The following is an 18,625-nucleotide window of genomic DNA, read 5'->3' on the forward strand; positions in this document are numbered from 1 at the left end:
AACAAAAGCTCCCGAGGGAGCTTTATAGGGCAGCTGCTTTAGCTTCGCGTTCTTGACAGCCAATTCAAAATTAGCAGCGTCATAATAATGCCAAGCAGCGACAATGCCACGTAATATTGAGGGAAGGCCGGCATCACCTTCAGAACGAATGGATCGCTAATGCTGGCTACCGGAACTTCCGCATAAAAGCCGGCTGTTATCAATCCATCGCGCGATGCATTTGCCGTATCCATCAGGCCGCTCAATTCAGCAATTTCCGCTTGCGAGGCTCCGCCCTGATTATCAAAAATGAATACAAAAAATGCGCTTGCGAACATTGCCAAACAAGCTGCAATGATTAACGCAATATTACGGCGAAACGATTTGGAAAACTGATAGCTCTTATGCGGAACGGGCATTAACCAGGATTGCTCAGCATAAATCCGGTCCATTACGCTGCGATTCACATGCTCGGTAGGTCCAAAGCTATCGTCTTCCTCCGTGAGAAAACGAATCATATCGTCGCTCTCTTCCCATAGCCGGAACTCTTCAGCACACGCTTTACACTCATACAGATGAGCATCTATCGCTATCCGATCCTCATCATGCTCAGATAAATCCCAATATTCGCCGAATTTGTCTTGTGCATCGTAGCAGTTCATCTCGTATTCATCCCTTCGAATTCTTCAATCAGCGGCGATTGTCCGAAATACGGCTCCAGCTGCGTCTTTACGCTTGCTCTTGCTCGGAAAAGCAGTGATTTAACAGAACTGACCGTTTGTCCTAAAATATTAGCGATTTCTTGATAGTCCAGCTGGTCATATTCCCGAAGAATAAGAGCTGAGCGTTGTTTCTCTGGCAGGTTGTTGATCGCTTCGCGCACCATTGCCATTCTCTCGTTCCGGAGCATTTGCTGCTCGGGCACCATATCAAGCGCAGCAATTGGCTCGAGTCCTGATTCGTCGAGTGATACATGCGCCGACTTTTGCTTGCGAAGCTCGCTTAGCACGGTATTGCGCGCAATCGTATACAGCCACGTCGAAAAAGACGCATCCAGTTCGCGGAATGAATGGAGGCTGCGATAGGCTTTATAAAAGGTTTCAGAGCATAAATCCTCAGCTAACAGCTCCAGCTTCGCGCTCTTCAGCATATGATAGATGAAAGCTAATATTTTACGTTGATAGCGCCGCATAAGCTCGGAGTACAGCTCGACGTTGCCATCCTTAATTTCACGTATTAATTGGGAATCAGTCATGACAGGCGAACCTCCTCCACCTGCGGATTATTCCCGGATCGCCATACTACATTGTACCGGCCCGGGGACGAAAAGTTGCGGTCTTTATCATAAAAAATTCAAAAAATACGAGTATACATATAATTCGTGTTTCGAGGGCAAATTCCTTCTTCTTTCGACAAAAGGATAAAATCCTATATTTTTACAATTAAAAACATGGCTATTAAGCTAATCCGGATGCTCCATTAAACCTGCCTTCAATGAAACAGGCTGCCAGATGGCAGCCTGTTTCATTGGCGTTGATATACGTTTATCCAGGTTCTTAGTAATCAGTACATGCTGGCTTTATTAGTGTCGGGGCACCATCGCGCCGTCCGGTAATATCGCAGCAATACTTCAACTGCCTCGTTGGTTCGCAAATACGTTAATGCTTCGAACGCATAAGCACGGACATATCGGTCTTTACTACCCAGCGCCATGCTCAGCGCCGATATCACTTCGCCGGCATTTCCATACTGTCCGGTTCGCAGCAAGGATAATGCGGACGCGTAGCCGATTTTATTTTCAATATAGCTCTGACTAGTCCAGCTCTCGCTTGCTTGCTCGCACCGCTCTCCCGCCACTGCTTCCTCAAGCGTATGTGCAAGTGCGGATACAGCTTGCTCCGGAAGCTCCGGGATCATCCCAAGTGCCTCGGCCGCATGGCGCCTTACATTCGCATTCTTATCTGAAAGTGAATGAACAAGGGCCGGAACGATCATTTCTTTAGGTGAGCCTATCATCCCGAGCGCGAAGCAAACGACCGACCGCCTCTCTTCATCTGCATGGTCAAGCAGCTGGATTAATCCGGTTACCCCCCTAGCACCGGCAGCCACGATGGCATACGCTGCGCGGCTTACAGAGACGCCTGTACCAGAGCTTATAATCGTGAGCAATTGTTGAATACCCGCTTCACCCGCTCTCGCTAACGAGTAAGCTGAATCTAACGCTGCATCCTCCGATTGATTCGCATCAATACTTGCCAATTGAGCAAGGTTTGATGAATCAGCAGCTGCAGCTTGCTCCGGTTTCCCTCTCATCCAATTCCATATATCCAACCAGAGAGGGAGCCGGGATTCAGACAAACCTGCCGGAGTCCGGAACTCTTCCTCCTGATTGTTCCAATTTGCAATCTTCGGCGCTTTAAGTCTCGCGAATTGGAATTTCAGCATATAGCGGTCCAGATCGGATGTATTAAGGGAAGCCTTATGCCAAAGATCGAAGTGAACGAGTACCATTGTACCTGCCGGGCCCGTTGGCAGCAAAAACGGTTTTTCATCGCCAGGATAGGTTTCGTTATATTGAGTTCCCGGCATAATTGCTGTTGGACCGAGCTCTTCCGTAACGGCCTGTGTGTAATAGAAGATCATCGCCCACCACGGCCGGTGGCTTCGCATTGCGCTCCAGTATCCGTCTTTATGCCATTCGCCGCCGCCGGGTTTTTGGCTCGCAGGCTGGTTATAATGACAATGCCTGTGCGGATGCAAATAGTAATCCGGTCCGAGTATTCCCGTTAATGCCCCCTTCACGACCGGCGTTTCAAAAAATTTCTGTATGTCCGGCACCCGCGGCAATATGTTATTACCGGGATTCCCCTCCTCCATCAGCACCTCATGAATCTGACTCATCACTTTTCTGTGCAGTTCGTCCGGAAGTTCATTGTTTAGAATCAAGTAGCCTTGTGTAATGAATTGAATAATTTGTTCATCAGTCAGCAGATGTGAGTTATATTGCATTTCATTCGCTCCTTGTATAATCTTATAACTACAGTATTTACTGTATTAAAATTACGGGCTGATGTATTTAGCAAGTTGTCATTAATTTGCACAATTGACGGATAATTTTACCCGATTTGATCAATGGAGGCTCACAACATGAACTTTTCCGGATTCCATCCCTACGTTTATTACGCTACCCGTTATCCCTTTGCAAAAGGACAGTCAAGCTTCCCGCGTATTTGCTACGCAAGCTCCATCTATTTAATCAGCGAGGGGGTAGGTGTGCTAAAAACATGCGGTAGAACGTACGAGACGGAGCCCGGAACCCTCATTTATATACCCGCCGGACAGCATCACGAATGGCTCGCCGACCTTCAGCAGCCTATGGTTCATGTCTGCTGTTATTTTGATTGGCACTATGTAGAGAGAAAATCACTGTCTGACTGGGCGGCGCCGATCTGCTATCAACCGGATCAGCTGCAGCACGAGCTCGTAGGTCCAGCATTTCCATACTCCATTCCCGAGGCCATAACGGTAGAGTCCCTCCGGCCGTGGATCGATCACTTTCAGAGCTTTTACAAATCGGGGGAATTTACGAACGAGAAGACCTTTATGAGGAGCCTGACAACCCAGAGAAACTTTCAAACCTTTATCGATTACTTCTTGAACGTTATGCTAAAGGAAACACATATTCCGGATTCGAGAATCGTCCGATTGCTTGACAGAATGGAACATAATCTATTAAGCGGCGCGCTTTATCCTCCTGCTTATTATTACGAAGACCTAAATATGAGCCGCGGCCATTTTTTTGAGCTTTTCAAAAAAACAACAGGATACTCCCCTATCCAATACATGAACAGATTCCGGATAGGCCGCGCGATCGAGGATCTCCTTCATACCAGCTTGAGCATTACGGCTATTTCCGACAAATACTACTTTAGCTCCGTACATTATTTTTCACGTTTGTTTCACAAGCAGACCGGACAATCTCCGCGCGATTTTCGAGAGTCCGAACAACTCAAAATGAACATTAAATCTTGATTTCACTAAAAAATAGATAACGAACTAAAGCAGCTGAAGTCTACAACATTTTTCCCATGTTTTGGATTTTTCTGTTTTTTTGTTTGTAAACTGGTTTTTAAAGGGGAGCCGGCTGCCAGCTGATTCAGACTGCCAAGCCATTAGGAGAACAACAGTAACCTTTAGGTAATCAGGTAAACAAAAAGTACCTACTTTTCAGAAGTTCTACTTTGTTTTATGGTGTAATGGTGAATTAGCGCAACACTTGAAACTGCCTGAGGCTGCAATTTTTAATTTATTAGAAGAGGTGGTATGTTCCATGGAATATCGTGTTCTTGGACGTTCCGGTCTACGCGTTAGTGAGGTCAGTTTGGGTTGTTGGGCAATTGGCGGACCGTCTTGGCGAGACGGAAGCCCAGTAGGATGGTCGGGGAATAATGACAAAGAATCGCTTGCAGAATGCGATGCAGCCCGTTCATATTCGCCATCAGCTTGAGCAGACGCTTACGAATTTAGGTACGGATTAATTGGATATTTGGCGATATTCGAGCAAATAATCAGGCCTACACGAAAGAACGTTTGCTTGAGATTCGCCGCAAATTACAGCCGATCAAAGAAATTTTCGGACATGAAGTTCAGGAGCGGATAATACATAAACAAAAAAAGGCTGGTAAGCGTACTTGACCGCTTCTAGCCCCACTCGCTTCCCCATTTCTTCATTTCGTGTATTACGCCGTGAAGGGCATGTCCCTTCTTGGTAAGAGCATACTCGACGGTCATCGGCACAGTCGGATAAGCCGTCCGGGTAATAACTCCGTTATTTTCAAGATGGCGAAGCGTATCGGTCAACGATTTGGAACTGATCCCGCATACGGCCTGCTTTAATTCGCCAAATCTTTTTTTCTCATGAAACATCATTTCCCGGATAACGAGAAAGGACCATTTGCCGCCAACTATATCGAGTGACTTTTCGATCGAACAGTATACGTCGTTTACTTGATCGTTCGCTTCTTCCATTCTAATCTCTCCTCTGATTTGCTATTTATTGTATTTCTTCGTCAATCTTTAATTTTAAAATTTATTATACGCTACCTATCTGGCAGCATGTCAACTAATTCGAGGAGGCAAATACTATGAACATTGGATTTATCGGCTGCGGCGTCATATCGACCGCACATTTGGAAGGTCTGGAGGAGTTAAAGAAAGCGAACCGGAAAACATTTGAATTGACGGCTGTTTGCGATTTAAATGAGGATAGAGCAAATACCTTTGCTGCGCATGCTGAAGAACGGTTGGGCAAACGTCCGGCAGTGTATACGGACTACCAAAAAATGATTAAAGAAGTAAATTTGGATGCGGTATCTATCTTATTGGATCACGATTTGCATCACATCGTGGCGGAGCATTGTTTCGCAGCCGGCATTCATGTCCAAATGCAGAAGCCGCTCGCTATTTCGCCGTTCTATGGACGTAAAATATTGGCGGATGCTAAAAAATACGACAGAGTGCTGACCGTTTCTGAACCGAGCGTTTTGGGTGCGGAAAATGTGGCCATGGCCAGAGCGATTAAAGACGGAATAATCGGTTCCGTATATATGGTGATGGATTACGCGACGGTCACATTGAACCGGACTTTTTTTGCAGGTACCGCGTGGCGGCATTTCAAAGGAAGGGCAGGCGCAGGCTGGATTAACGATCACGGCGTACACCGTACGCATATGTTTACGGAAGTGAACGGACCTATTCGTGAAGTGTTTGCATATACAGAAATATTTGAGAAAGAACTGAGCGATGGAAATGCGACGATTCAACCGACAGGGGAAGACACTAGCGTCACTGTGTTCCGTTTTGATAACGGGGGGCTCGGGCATTGGATGTGCAGCACGGCTGCTCACGGAGAAAAAATGGGCGGAGTTTGGATTTATGGCAGCAAAGGCTGTTTCCGACCAGGGAAACATGCTGCGCTTGAGAATGGTCAAATCATACCGGCTAAGGACTTAATTGCGCAATATGCGCCGGAAGTACCTGTACATCCGTTTGCCCACTCCTATGTGGAACTGTGGGAAGCAATCGCGGAGCATAAAGCTCCGATTTCCAGCGGCGAGCGCGGACTTGAAGCTTTAAGTGTAGTTTTTACTGCACTCGAATCGGCATTGATCGGACTTCCGGTTAAGGTCGATGAAGTGAGGAATGGAGTTAGACACGCTTATGAAGATACCGTCATAAGTGAAATGATAGCTGACCGCAGAGGTTAGTCATAAAAAAACAGATCTCCCTGGTGGATGATCTGTTTTCACCTTTTTATTGTATCGATTGTAAATGTTCGGCGAGACGATCCCAAGTTTCAGTAATCCCTTGCTCCATCCCCATTTCCATGACGGATTTGAGCGCTTCGGCGGAAGCGTATTGAGCCCGGCTAACGAGCTTCGTCTTTCCTTCATGCTCTTCAAAAATCATCGTAATCAGAGGTGAGGGCATCCCCTCCGCTTCTTTGCCTTCTGCATCCGAGAAAAAGTCGACGTAGACGATCTTCTCCGGCTCAACAATTTCCTCGTAAACCGCTTTGCCCCAAGATTCGAATCCGTAAAAATCCCCTTGATTCTCATCCATACACTTCATGCAGTAATGCCAGATGCCGCCGGGCCGAAAATCGACGTTGCAAACGGTAAGCTCCCAGCCGCGAGGCCCCCACCAGTGCTTCAGATGCTCAGCCTCTGAAAACGCCTTGAAAACAAGCTCGCGCGGCGCATTAAAGACACGCTCCAAAATTAGTTCCTGGCCCACTACCTTTAAAGTCATTTTATTCGACATCGATAATTCCTCCTGAAATTAATTTTTTAGTTTTCATTTTCTGATTTGAATTGCAGCTTCTGCAGGTAATTGTCCAGATTGTCGAGTCGTTCTTCCCAAATACTGCGGTAAGTCTCAAGCCAAGCGTCCATTTCTTGGAACGGCTCCGAACGGAGATAGTAGTTCCGGCGATTTGCGACAGCCTGCACTTCGACAAGTCCGGCCTCTAACAGGACTCGCAGATGCTTCGAAGCTTGAGGCTGGCGCAGCCCAAGCCGGTCGGCGATTTCCCCAACAGTCAATGGGCCGCCATGCAGGAGCTCTATTATGCGTAAGCGGCTCGGTTCAGCCAGTGCGCTAAATGTCGTTATATCCATAATTCGTACGCTTCAATTATGAATGAATCAGCTTTTATACAGGGTACGGTGCGGGCTGTTTTTCCTGTTCCATTCATATCGGGCCACCTCATTCCATTTTATAGTTACCGTACTCATAAATTAAATATACCACCATCGGAATATTCCCGTCAACGAATATTCGAATATATATGTAATTTGAAAATAGGCCATCCCGGGGATGGCCTATACTGTCGAGAAACCCCGACGGTCTGACTGCATTGATATGCACTCTTAAAGCTTTTAGTGGTGAAATATTTCTTGCCTAAGCGGTGAAAGTGCCTTTGATTCATCTATGTACACAAAAGCGTCGTAACGCAGGGCCATAACAGACGGTACATAATTTCCGCGTTCGCGGCGGGGATTGTACACGACACCGATAGCCCGGTGCCCTACCGGCTCTAGGAAAGGCTCAGGGTCATGATCAAACAACAGGATTTTGTCGTATGCTCCTGCCTTGTGGATCAAATCTTCCCAGCTGCCTGATTGAGCTTCCGGTACCTCCATGGATTGCATTTCACCGCCCCACTGATCAGCTGCAATCACGGTGCCTCGATGAGTTCCGAAACCTACAACATATACACGGTCATCGCCGTGCTGCTCACGGAGCAACTGCCCAACGTTCACCATCCCATCTGCTTCCATGTCCGTCGCTCTCGCATCGCCGATATGCGTGTTATGCTCCCATACAATTGCCTTGGCATCCGGTCCGTGAAATGCTTTAATCCGATTAAGCGCCTCAACCATATGCCTATCCCGGACATTCCAGGAATCCGGGCCGCCTTGAACCATCGACCGGTAATATCGTTCAGCGTTCACCGCAACAAGAGCATTCAGTTCATCACTAAGAGCTGCTTCATCTTCTCCCTTGCTAAGCTGTCGTTTAACTTGTAGATTGGTCAATAACTTGACTACCTCTTCCTCGCAGCTTTCAGATAAGAAAGCTGCCGAAACTCCATAAGTTTGAGGATCGCGCTTGTAAGGATCAAAACAGTCAAAAGCTTTTTGTGCCGCCTTCAATTCCGGTGATCCCGTTTGCTTCAAATGACTGAGGATTTCATCCATGGACTCCCATAGGCTGTATACGTCGATTCCATAAAAACCGATCTTTCTTCCAGCAGAATTATTTTTGTTGAAATCATATAGCCATTCCGCGTAATGCATCACTTCATTATTTGCCCACATCCACGTTGGCCAGCGATTAAAATCCCGGAGAGCTTCTCTGATGTCCGCTGCAGTATCCGGATATTGTTTGATGTAACGGTTCAATGTGTAGCAGGACGGCCAATCCCCTTCCACGGCGATGAAGGAGAAGTTTTTTTCAAGTATCAAGCGCTTTGATAATTCCGCCCGCAATGTATAAAACTCGGAGGTACCGTGCGTAGCTTCTCCAAGCAGAACAAAATCAGCATCTCCGATCGCTTGAACGATCATGTCAAGATCATCTGTATTTTCGAGCTTATAAGCGCGCTTCTTAATTTCATCCACTATTTTTTCGCCATACACTTGCGTTCATTCTCCTTAACTTTTATTTTCATAGTTCGCTTTTCTTTCCGCTATATCCTTGCCTAGACTATCCTTTATTATGTGATCAAGTGAATAAGAATGATCCATCATGGCGGTTTACACGCATAGGATCTCGAAGTATTACGAATTATAAAAGGTAGCCTATGGGCGAACAACGATTGCGGAGGAATGCAAATGACGACAAGCAGACAACATCAGAAAGCGCATGGAACTGGGCAGATCGAAGAGCAATTAGAGCAGCAAATCCAAGCCGCTAAACAGATACAAGGCGAAAGCAGCCTCGATCAGGAAATCAAGGCTGCCGCTAATGAGCATTCGTCGGAATTGGATGAAATTATAGACAAATAAGCATGGAGCGCCTTAATGGCGCTCTTATTTTTGTTTATATTTTTTTTACATACTTACCTGTCAAATTAAACCTATTCAATACATTTATTCTTTGTCAATCGGATGTTGGATCTGGTCATTATAATGATCGAAAATCAAATGTCCTATCGAACTTTTTACGGCATAACTGATATTCTCGACAGACATACCTCTCGCTTTTAATTGTGATAAAAGCCATTCTTTTTTAATATCGTTTTGTCGCAGGTTGTCATCAATAATGCAACCGTCCATGATCAGTTCAACCGGAAACGATTGTTGAACGTCGGTTTGCAGGTTCATGTCTTTATGTATCACAGGCAGATATTCCGGCGTTCGCAGTACGGAGACTTTTCCATTTGGTTCAAGCACGGCATACTGAACTTCTTCAATGTTGAAAATATTTTTTTCTCTTAATTCCTGATTCAAGGTATCCAAAGTCATTTTCAATTTTCGCATGTTATTCTCCAGAATTTTGCCGTCTTGTATTAGGATTGTCGGCTGGCCAGAGATCCACTTGCGTAACGTTCGGTTCTTCAGAGCTAGAACCATTAACACATAAGCAATTCCACTGAAAGTAATCAGTGCCACCAGCAATTGCCAGATATTCATTTTTACATTAAATGCAATATTAGCGGTTATGGCGCCTAGTGTAATCGCTGCCACAAAATCGTGATAGGTCATCTGGGAAATCGTCGGCTTTCCAAGTATACGGGCAATAACCATCATGATCACGAAAGCAGCAGCGGACCTAATGATTATTTCAAACAGATGTTCCATCTACAACACCTTCCTAAATCACATGTAATTTCGATTCATAACCATTATTTTTAGTTTTTCCATCATTCGTGGATACCAATCGGCATGTTGGGGTGAAATATAGGAAATAACTTTCACAAAGCTTACTTATGGGAACAATGAAGTTTTTTTTTCAAAAAAAAAAAAAACCACTCCGAGGAGTGGTCAGCGCTCATGATGAGCGCTATAGGATTTGGATAGGAGTGGAGAGAAACCATACTGTACCTTTATTATATGTATACGCTTCCAAATTGTCAATAAGCGTTTTCATTTTTATTTATATGAATTGAAAGCGTTTAATAGCAATAAAAAACGTACACCCGATTAAAGGTGCACGTCATATCCTTTGGCCGAAAGCAATACAACCGCCTGATCCAAATATTCCTGGCTCCGGAATGAAAGTCTTAGAACGCCCGGCACGTCCTCCCTGCTCTCGATAATATGAATATTGCTCAGGTTAATAAGGCTATTCCCTAGCTCGCTGGTAATATTACCGATAATACCCGGATGATCCGGTACATCGACGTAGCAATCAAAGGCGGAATGAATCATTCCCTTGCGGCGCTCGGGCATTTTGCTGCGGAATTGTCCGGCTGTTTCGAATGCCTCTGCAATCGCATCGCCATCAGAGCTCTCTAGCATCGCGACGAATTTATCCGTTTCCTTGCGCCAATCGCGAAGCAATTCGAGCAGAACCTTGCGATTATTAATTAATATATCACGCCATAAAATCGGATCGCCGGAGGCAATGCGCGTAATATCGCGAAATCCCCCCGCAGCAAGCGATTCATACAGCTCGTTATTTTCATTGTATCCCCTTACCTGATTGACAAGCGAAACGGCAATGATATGCGGCAAATGACTGATTGCGCCCGCTATCTCATCATGCTCATTTGCGTCTACCCTTACGATATTCGCCTTCGTGTGGCTAAGAAGCTCAACTAAACGTTCCACGTCTTCCTCGGGCGTATGCGCGTCCGGTGTCAATACATAGAATGCATTCTCGTATAAATGCGAGGAGGCGGCTTCAACTCCCGAACGCTCAGAGCCGGCCATAGGATGTCCGCCAATAAACGTAGCTTGACCAAAATCAAGCGATTGTGCTCGAGCCATAACTGAAGCCTTCGTACTGCCTGCATCAGTTACAATACAGCCGGGCTTTAATTGAAATTGGCTCAGTTTCTCGATATACTCCTCGATATTTCCGACCGGTACGCAAACGAAAATAAAATCGGCCTGTTCAGCCGCCTCTTGCATCGACGTTGTCGCGTAATCGACTACGCCCCGCTGCACGTATTTCTCAATCTGAGAAGGACGATTCGAATGCCCGATTACGGTAATACCCGGTTTTCCTTTAAAGCAAAGGGCGATCGAACCCCCGATCAGCCCCACCCCAAAAATCGCTACAGTAGTCATAACTTTATCCTTGCACCGCCGATTCCTGCAAAACCTGTTCTAACGCCGCGATAAACTTTTCGTTTTGCTCCCGCGTACCGACCGTAATCCGGATATGATTCGGGTAATACGTCCAGCGTGGTCTCGAGATAATGCCTCTGCGCAGCAAGCCGTCAAACACCTCAGGTGATGAACGCTTCGTATCAACCATGATGAAATTTCCATATGCAGGGAAGTAGGATAAGCCAAGGCGATCAAATTGCTCGGATAAATAGTTAAGACCTTGTTTGTTTTGTTCACGGCAGTATTCAATAAAAGCTTTGTCAGCTAATGCGGCTTTCGCTGCTGCTTGCGCTGCCCGTGACGTATTGAACGGCTCACGCACCTGGTTCGTAAAGCGAATAACGTCAGGATGTCCGACGCCATAGCCGATCCGCAGTGCAGCTAAGCCATAAATTTTTGAAAAGGTGCGCAGCACGAGTAAATTGCGGTGCTCGCGCAGCAATTGAATGCCATCCGGAAATTCCGGATCATCAATATATTCGCCATAAGCCTCATCGAGCACGACCAGCACATCGGTAGGCACCTGCTTCAGAAAAGCAGACAATTCCGGCAGCGTCACGATCGTCCCTGTCGGGTTGTTAGGGTTGCAAATCCAGATGATTTTCGTACGGCTGTTCACCTTAGCCAGCATGGCAGGCAAATCATGTTTGCCTTCTTTTAGCGGTACCTCTACGATGCGGGCATTCTCGATCTCTGCATTATGTTTGTATTGGGGAAATGTTTCGTCCGCCATAATCGTCTCGTCACCGGGAACGATAAACGCTCTATTAATCATTAAAATAATTTCGCTTGAGCCTGTGCCGAAAATAATTTGATTCGTATCTACGCCAAGCTCTTCCGCCAGCGCTGCTGTCAGCTCGACGCTCGCGCCGTCGGGATAAATATTTAAATTGCTTAATTCCTCGATGACTGCATTTTTAACCTGTTCGGAACAGCCGAACGGATTTTCATTAGATGCCAGCTTAATGACTTCCTTTAATCCCAGCTCCCTCTTGACATCTTCAACCGGCTTTCCAGGTTGATAAACGGGAAGGTGGATGATATTACTTTTGGGCTGCATAAGCCGTTCACCTCTTTTATAATTGACTAGTCTAATTACTTGAACCATTGTCTCATATCTGTTTAAGGTTTTAAAGTTTTTTTACAAGAGAAGAGCCCCTTGCTCGCTGCAAGAGGCTCTTCTTTCACTTACTATATCATTAGCCCTTTAGCTGAGCGACAAAATCACCGATTTGCTTCAGGCCTGCTTCGCGCTTGTTCGGATCCTGCAGCAGCGGAATAACATCCTCAATCAGACGCACGATGGCGCTGCCTACGATTACACCGTCACACTGCTTTTCAAAGCGAGCCACCTGCTCGCGGCTTGAAATACCGAAGCCTACGGCAATCGGCAAATCAGTCGCTTCGCGGACCGTAGATAGAAACTCGTCTATGCCGGTATGAAAATCAGCTCTCACGCCCGTTACGCCAAGCGAAGAGACGCAATAAACGAAGCCTTTTGCCTTGCGGGATATGCGAATAACACGATCCTTCGAGGTAGGAGCAACCAGCGGAATAAGATGAACGTTGGCCGCTTCCGCAAGCTGCCTGACCTCTTCATCCTCTTCGATCGGCAAATCAGGAATAATGAGACCGCTAATGCCTTTGCTCTGTACAAGCTCGAAGAAAGCGTTCAAGCCATATTGATATACCGGATTGTAGTAAGTAAACAAAATAAACGGCATGGTAACTCCTGCTTCACGCGCCTGCTCGGCTACTTGAATACAATCCTTTAAAGTAATGTTGTTATGAAGCAAAGCCCGCTCGGAGGCGCGTTGAATGACAGGTCCGTCCGCCAGCGGATCGGAATAAGGAACACCTAGCTCGATCATGTCAGCGCCGGCTTTTTCAAGAGCTTGGATGATCGCGACAGAAGTTTCCAGATTAGGATCCCCCATCGTAAGAAAAGGAATGAGCGCCGTCTTGTTTTCGGCTTTAAGACGTGCAAACGTCGTATCAATGTGATTCATGCTTGTCTACCCCCAAATATCCCATTATCGCCTCAACGTCCTTGTCTCCCCGACCGGACAAGCTGACAACGACTACTTTGTCTTTATCAAGCGTTGGCGCAAGCTTGATCGTCTGAGCAATCGCATGCGCGGATTCAAGCGCCGGAATAATGCCTTCCGTGCGGGACAGCAGCTGCAGCGCTTCGAGCGCCTCAGCATCGGTTACAGGCACATAATCAGCGCGGCCGGAATCCTTCAGGTAAGCATGCTCCGGCCCGATACCCGGATAATCTAGCCCTGCGGAAATCGAATGCGCCGGTTGGACCTGTCCATGCTCATCCTGCAGCACGTAGCTCAATGAGCCTTGGAAAACGCCGTGACGTCCTTTGGTCATCGTTGCTGCGTGTTCGTTCGTATCTACGCCGCGGCCTGCTGCCTCAACACCAAGCAGCTTCACGCCATCATCATTGATGAACGGGTAAAATATGCCCATCGCGTTGCTGCCCCCGCCTACAGCTGCTACCACGTAATCCGGCAATCTGCCTTCATCCGTCAAAATTTGCTGACGCGCCTCGTCTCCAATAATGCGCTGGAAATCGCGGACCATCAACGGATAAGGATGCGGACCGGTAGCCGATCCCAAAATGTAGTACGTATCCTCGACATGGCTAACCCAGTAACGCAGCGTTTCGTTGCAGGCATCCTTGAGCGTTCTTGTGCCAGACAGAACGGGAACCACCTCGGAGCCGAGCAGCTGCATACGGAAAACGTTAAGCTGCTGGCGCTTCATGTCCTCCTCGCCCATAAATACCTTACACTCAAGCCCAAGCAAAGCAGCGATCGTAGCGGATGCTACGCCATGCTGTCCTGCGCCGGTTTCCGCAATAATTTTTGATTTCCCCATACGCTTGGCAAGCACGCCCTGACCGATCGTATTGTTAATTTTATGTGCGCCCGTATGGTTCAGGTCTTCGCGTTTTAAGTATATTTTCGCGCCGCCTAGATGCTTGCTTAACCGTTCAGCATAGTACAACGATGTCGGCCGGCCCGAATATTTATGCAATAAATAACGAACCTCGTCTTGAAACGCCTGATCCTTCGAATAATGAAGGTAAGCCTCCTCGAGCTCTAATAATGCGTTCATTAACGTTTCCGGCACATATCTACCGCCGAATTTTCCAAAGCGTCCATTCTCATCTGGTAATTGTGTCATGCTTCCATCACCCTTCTTACAAATAATCGGATTTTATCAATATCCTTCCGTCCATCCGTCTCTACACCGCTAGATACGTCAATGCCGCCCGGGGCATACGTCCTCAGCAGCTCCTGGACATTCCCTTCATGCAGACCGCCTGCCACATAAAGCGTTATGCCAAGCTCCTCAGCCGCTTTATTATATTCTTCTATCGCTTGCCAGTCGAAAGTCTGACCAGTACCGCCGCCGGGCGCATCAATAAGCACCGCATCAACAGCAGATCGATAGGGAGACAGCTGCTCAAACGCCGAGCTTGAATCACTCTTTCCGGCATCCCGCTTAATGGAAAATACTTTCCATACTTGTACATTCAGCTTCTCGCGTACTTCCAGACAAAACTCAGCCGGTTCATTGCCGTGAAGCTGAACAACGTCTAACGGGGCTTCGTCTAAAATAGCCTGCAGGTTCGCAAACGTTTCGTTGACGAAAACGCCTACTGTCTTCGGATGCGCTCCGCCCGCTGCCTTTAAATGTGCGACAGCCTTTATAAGCTGCGCAGCAGTCTTTTTATCTACCTGCCGCTTGCTAGGAGCAAAAACGAAGCCGATTTCGTGAATCGGCAAGCCGTCCATCGCTTCAATCGTTTGGACATCCTTCAGACCGCAAATTTTAATACGCGGCAGCTGCTTCATCGAACCCCCACCGGGCCCATTAGATCGTGAACCGCTTGACCAACATGCTCATGACGCATAAAATGCTCGCCGATCAGTACACCGTGTGCGCCAATCGATTGCAAGTAATCCATGTCCGCCTTACCCGCAATGCCGCTTTCACTAATAACGGTAACGTTTTTCGGCATTAGTCCGATAAGAGCTTCGGTTGTTTTCAAATCCGTAACGAATGATTTCAAATCACGATTATTAATGCCGATCAGTGTTGCTTTGTTTAGCTCAAGCACGCCTTCGAGCTCTTCCTGGTTGTGCACCTCTACAAGCACATCCATTCCGATAGATTTTGCAAGATCATGAAATTCTCCCAGCTGCGACGGAGTCAAAATAGCTGCTATGAGCAAAATCGCATCAGCCCCGATTAAGCGGGCTTCATAAATTTGACGATGATCGATCGTAAAATCTTTTCTTAAAAGAGGCACCTTAACCGTCTGTCTTACTGCGCTAAGAAATGAATTAGAGCCTTGGAAGTAATCACGGTCTGTCAATACGGATATGCAATCCGCTCCTGCTGCTTCATAAGCAGCGGCTAGCGTCGTCGGCTCAAAATCAGGGCGGATCAGCCCTTTGGAAGGCGATGCTTTCTTCACCTCGGCAATAAGTCCCATACTGCGGTTGCGGCCAGCAGCTGTTAACGCATGCTCAAAGCCTCTGCACGCCTCAAGCGCTGCGATTTGTTTCTCTGCTTCCGCAAGATCAAAGCGGGCAGCGAGCTCTTCAACCTCCGCCTGCTTCGTTGCTACAATTTTATCCAGAAACATGTGCCAACTCTCCTGTCGTTTGAATAAGGCTGACGAGCTTCCGCTGCGCCTCGCCGGAATCGATAACCTTGGCCGCTATCGCCACGCCCTCGCTAAGCGATGCTGCCAAGCCGCCTACGTAGATGCACGCACCGGCATTCGCAAGCACGATATCGCGATAAGCTCCGCGCTGCTCTCCTGAGAAGATCGCGCGGATAAGCGCCGCGTTCACTTCCGGTTCGCCGCCCATCACCTCTGAGATCGGCCAGCGTGTCAGTCCAAGCTCCTCTGGCGTTATATTATAGGTTGTAACCTTTCCGTCCAGCAGCTCCGAGATTTGGGTTGAAGCAGAAATACTAATTTCGTCCAGCCCGTCATGGCTGCTCACGACGAGCGCCCGCTTTAGGCCGAGCTCCCCCAGCACCTCAGCAACCGTCGAGGTCCGCGCCCGGTCATACAAGCCAAGCAGCTGTCTATCTGCTCCTGCCGGATTCGTAAGCGGACCAAGCATGTTAAAGATTGTCCGAATGCCAAGCTCGCGACGCGGAACGGCCGCATGTCGAAGCGATGGATGATACAGCTGCGCGAACATGAAACAAATACCAATTTCCTGCAAGCATTGCGCTGCTTGCTCCGGCGTAATTGTAATTTGCACGCCGAGCGCCTCCAGCACATCGGCACTGCCCGTCTTCCCTGACATCGCACGGTTACCATGCTTGGCAACCCGAATGCCGGCAGCCGCAGCGATGATGGACGAAGCCGTTGAGATGTTGAATTTATGAATGCCCGATCCGCCTGTTCCGCACGTATCCAGCAAGCCCTCCTGTTCCGTATGGAGGTGGCTCGAATGCGCGCGCATCGCCTCGGCGAACCCGGTAATTTCATCCTTCGTCTCGCCTTTCATCCGCATGGCAGTGACAACTCCAGCGATTTGTGCCGCCGTAGCTTCGCCGCTCATGATGATGTTCATGACCGCATTAGCCTGCGCTCTTGTGAGATCGGAGCCGCCAATAAGCTGACTTAACGCTTGCTGCATCGTTATCGCTTCAGTTCCCTGCATTATTGACCAAGCCCCTCTCCAGCCTTGACGTAATAATCCATATTAATGGAATTAAAGCTCTCTTGCGGGCTCTTCGGCTGCGCAAAGATCGCTTCCGCGGCGCGGATCGCCTTGAGCATGCCCTTGGCCTTATTCACCGTCTCCATGTATTCGCTCTCCGGTACGGAATCCCATACGATGCCCGCTCCTGCTTGTACATAGGCTTTGCCGTGCTTGAAAATAATCGTCCGGATCGTAATGCATGTATCCATGGACCCGCCGAAGCCTAAGTATCCGATAGCGCCAGCGTAGGCGCCGCGCGCTTCATTTTCCAGTTCCGCGATGATTTCCATCGCTCTCAGTTTTGGTGCGCCCGAGACAGTGCCCGCCGGCAGACAGGAAACGAAAGCATCGAAGAAGTCCTTGTCCTTATGAAGCTTGCCGGAAACGTTTGATACGATATGCATAACATGGGAATACCGCTCGATTTCCATAAATGAATCGCATTTTACCGTACCGAACTCGGACACGCGTCCGATATCATTGCGTCCAAGGTCAACAAGCATCAAATGCTCAGCGCGTTCCTTCTCATCAGCAAGCAGCTCAAGCTCAAGCGCTTTATCCTCTTCAGCCGTTTTGCCGCGCGGTCTAGTGCCTGCAATCGGCCTTGTCTCTACCCGATCGCCGTTTACTTTCACAAGCGCTTCCGGCGACGTCCCGACAATGACCTCCTCGCCCATTTTCAAATAATACATATACGGGGATGGATTCATCGTCCGGAGCACCCGGTACACATGCAGCGGATCGATATCCGTATCGATGTTGAAGCGCTGTGACAGTACCACCTGGAAAATGTCTCCTGCGCGAATGTACTGTTTCGCCTGCTCAATATTAGAAATGAACTGCTCCTTCGTTACGTTCGATTGGATATCTCCCAGCTCGTAATCAACCTGAACGGATCCGCCGGCCGTTACGGGTATAGTCACAGGCTGCTGCAACCGTTCAATCGTCGCTTCAATTTTGGCTGCCGCCGCCTCGTAGCTTTTGGCGATTTCCTTATCCGTAGCACCATCGGCAATATGAACGTTACCGACAATTTGCAGCTGCTGCTTGAAATGGTCGAACACGATTACTTGATCGCAGAACATAAATTGCATATCGTTCATGTTCAAATCATCAATTCTGTGTGCGGGAAGTTTCTCGTAATATTGCAGCAAATCATAGCCAAAAAATCCGATAGCACCGCCTGTGAACGGAGGCAGCTCTGGAAGCGACGGGCTGCGGAAGGAACGCAAATGAGCCTTTAAAAGCTCGATCGGCTTATCTTTAAGCACATGCTTCTCTCCATTACGCTCAAGCACCATCTCGCCATTCTTACCGTAAAGCATCATGAACGGATCTGTTCCGATAAACGAATAACGCGCCCATTTCGCTCCGCCTTCGACGCTCTCCAGCAGAAAGGCGTGATTCTCCTTTGCAAAATGCTGGAATAGCCTTATTGGTGTTTCAGTATCCGCCATCATGTAGCGAACGATCGGAATTAAATTGTATTGACTGGCAAGACGTGTAACATGCTGCAGCTCATTTGACATCCCGAACAACCTCCCTGTGTAA

The 18,625-nt window shown here is 47.8% G+C and carries 19 protein-coding genes; 3 read left to right on the plus strand and 16 right to left on the minus strand.

Features of this window, described 5'->3' with window-relative positions; all coding sequences use genetic code 11:
• Nucleotides 1-38: 38 nt before the first annotated feature.
• From AC0YNZ_RS06495 to AC0YNZ_RS06505, 3 genes are all read right to left on the minus strand, one after another.
• Nucleotides 39-641, minus strand: a complete 603-nt coding sequence (locus tag AC0YNZ_RS06495) for an anti-sigma factor family protein (RefSeq protein ID WP_475825848.1) — start codon at nucleotides 639-641, stop codon at nucleotides 39-41.
• Nucleotides 638-1,234 (minus strand): RNA polymerase sigma factor, encoded by a 597-nt coding sequence (locus AC0YNZ_RS06500; RefSeq protein ID WP_475825849.1) that lies wholly within the window; start codon nucleotides 1,232-1,234, stop codon nucleotides 638-640. Before AC0YNZ_RS06500 ends, AC0YNZ_RS06495 begins: the two co-directional genes overlap by 4 nt.
• A gap of 308 nt (nucleotides 1,235-1,542) precedes the next feature.
• Complete coding sequence (locus tag AC0YNZ_RS06505) at nucleotides 1,543-2,988, minus strand: HEAT repeat domain-containing protein (protein ID WP_475825850.1); 1,446 nt, start codon at nucleotides 2,986-2,988, stop codon at nucleotides 1,543-1,545.
• 138 nt (nucleotides 2,989-3,126) lie between these two features.
• On the opposite strand from AC0YNZ_RS06505, the gene AC0YNZ_RS06510 reads away from it, so the two are divergent.
• Entirely contained in the window at nucleotides 3,127-4,011 is an 885-nt protein-coding gene (locus tag AC0YNZ_RS06510) for an AraC family transcriptional regulator (RefSeq protein WP_475825851.1), read from the plus strand.
• Nucleotides 4,012-4,680: 669 nt separating this feature from the next.
• Here AC0YNZ_RS06510 and AC0YNZ_RS06515 read toward each other — a convergent pair.
• Nucleotides 4,681-5,007 carry a winged helix-turn-helix transcriptional regulator gene (locus AC0YNZ_RS06515; protein WP_475825852.1) on the minus strand — a complete coding sequence of 109 codons (327 nt, stop codon included), beginning with the start codon at nucleotides 5,005-5,007 and terminating at the stop codon, nucleotides 4,681-4,683.
• Between the two features lie 116 nt (nucleotides 5,008-5,123).
• Between AC0YNZ_RS06515 and AC0YNZ_RS06520 the strand changes: the two genes are divergently transcribed.
• Nucleotides 5,124-6,245 (plus strand): Gfo/Idh/MocA family protein, encoded by a 1,122-nt coding sequence (locus tag AC0YNZ_RS06520; protein ID WP_475825853.1) that lies wholly within the window; start codon nucleotides 5,124-5,126, stop codon nucleotides 6,243-6,245.
• 46 nt (nucleotides 6,246-6,291) lie between these two features.
• Here the strand turns inward: AC0YNZ_RS06520 and AC0YNZ_RS06525 are convergent, their stop codons facing one another.
• The 3 genes from AC0YNZ_RS06525 to AC0YNZ_RS06535 all read right to left on the minus strand — a co-directional run bounded on the left by AC0YNZ_RS06525 (nucleotide 6,292) and on the right by AC0YNZ_RS06535 (nucleotide 8,681).
• Nucleotides 6,292-6,801 (minus strand): SRPBCC domain-containing protein, encoded by a 510-nt coding sequence (locus tag AC0YNZ_RS06525; protein ID WP_475825854.1) that lies wholly within the window; start codon nucleotides 6,799-6,801, stop codon nucleotides 6,292-6,294.
• Between the two features lie 26 nt (nucleotides 6,802-6,827).
• The gene (locus AC0YNZ_RS06530; RefSeq protein WP_475825855.1) at nucleotides 6,828-7,157 is read right to left on the minus strand and encodes an ArsR/SmtB family transcription factor; all 330 of its coding nucleotides are present in this window, start codon (nucleotides 7,155-7,157) and stop codon (nucleotides 6,828-6,830) included.
• A 261-nt stretch (nucleotides 7,158-7,418) separates the two neighbouring features.
• Complete coding sequence (locus AC0YNZ_RS06535) at nucleotides 7,419-8,681, minus strand: erythromycin esterase family protein (RefSeq protein WP_475825856.1); 1,263 nt, start codon at nucleotides 8,679-8,681, stop codon at nucleotides 7,419-7,421.
• A gap of 195 nt (nucleotides 8,682-8,876) precedes the next feature.
• Here AC0YNZ_RS06535 and AC0YNZ_RS06540 point away from each other — a divergent pair, with 195 nt between their 5' ends.
• Entirely contained in the window at nucleotides 8,877-9,050 is a 174-nt protein-coding gene (locus tag AC0YNZ_RS06540) for a hypothetical protein (protein ID WP_475825857.1), read from the plus strand.
• Nucleotides 9,051-9,134: 84 nt separating this feature from the next.
• Here AC0YNZ_RS06540 and AC0YNZ_RS06545 read toward each other — a convergent pair whose 3' ends face one another.
• From AC0YNZ_RS06545 to trpE, 9 genes are all read right to left on the minus strand, one after another.
• The gene (locus AC0YNZ_RS06545) at nucleotides 9,135-9,845 is read right to left on the minus strand and encodes a DUF421 domain-containing protein (RefSeq protein ID WP_475825858.1); all 711 of its coding nucleotides are present in this window, start codon (nucleotides 9,843-9,845) and stop codon (nucleotides 9,135-9,137) included.
• Nucleotides 9,846-10,187: 342 nt separating this feature from the next.
• The gene (locus AC0YNZ_RS06550) at nucleotides 10,188-11,279 is read right to left on the minus strand and encodes a prephenate dehydrogenase (protein WP_475825859.1); all 1,092 of its coding nucleotides are present in this window, start codon (nucleotides 11,277-11,279) and stop codon (nucleotides 10,188-10,190) included.
• Nucleotides 11,280-11,283: 4 nt separating this feature from the next.
• On the minus strand, nucleotides 11,284-12,381 hold the full coding sequence (hisC, locus tag AC0YNZ_RS06555) for a histidinol-phosphate transaminase (RefSeq protein ID WP_475825860.1): 1,098 nt from the start codon (nucleotides 12,379-12,381) through the stop codon (nucleotides 11,284-11,286).
• A gap of 139 nt (nucleotides 12,382-12,520) precedes the next feature.
• Nucleotides 12,521-13,330 (minus strand): tryptophan synthase subunit alpha, encoded by an 810-nt coding sequence (trpA, locus tag AC0YNZ_RS06560; protein WP_110770441.1) that lies wholly within the window; start codon nucleotides 13,328-13,330, stop codon nucleotides 12,521-12,523.
• Nucleotides 13,317-14,522, minus strand: a complete 1,206-nt coding sequence (gene trpB, locus AC0YNZ_RS06565; protein WP_475825861.1) for a tryptophan synthase subunit beta — start codon at nucleotides 14,520-14,522, stop codon at nucleotides 13,317-13,319. Before trpB ends, trpA begins: the two co-directional genes overlap by 14 nt.
• Nucleotides 14,519-15,196, minus strand: coding sequence for a phosphoribosylanthranilate isomerase (locus AC0YNZ_RS06570; protein ID WP_475825862.1), 678 nt, complete (start codon nucleotides 15,194-15,196; stop codon nucleotides 14,519-14,521). Before AC0YNZ_RS06570 ends, trpB begins: the two co-directional genes overlap by 4 nt.
• A complete protein-coding gene (gene trpC, locus AC0YNZ_RS06575) occupies nucleotides 15,193-15,993 on the minus strand; it encodes an indole-3-glycerol phosphate synthase TrpC (RefSeq protein WP_475825863.1) in 801 nt (266 codons plus the stop codon). The genes AC0YNZ_RS06570 and trpC overlap by 4 nt, the downstream gene beginning before the upstream one ends.
• Complete coding sequence (gene trpD / locus AC0YNZ_RS06580) at nucleotides 15,980-17,032, minus strand: anthranilate phosphoribosyltransferase (RefSeq protein WP_475825864.1); 1,053 nt, start codon at nucleotides 17,030-17,032, stop codon at nucleotides 15,980-15,982. The genes trpC and trpD overlap by 14 nt, the downstream gene beginning before the upstream one ends.
• The gene (gene trpE / locus AC0YNZ_RS06585) at nucleotides 17,032-18,603 is read right to left on the minus strand and encodes an anthranilate synthase component I (RefSeq protein WP_475825865.1); all 1,572 of its coding nucleotides are present in this window, start codon (nucleotides 18,601-18,603) and stop codon (nucleotides 17,032-17,034) included. The genes trpD and trpE overlap by 1 nt, the downstream gene beginning before the upstream one ends.
• Nucleotides 18,604-18,625 lie beyond the last annotated feature (22 nt).

This window comes from Paenibacillus sp. J2L1-98 (assembly GCF_056269405.1).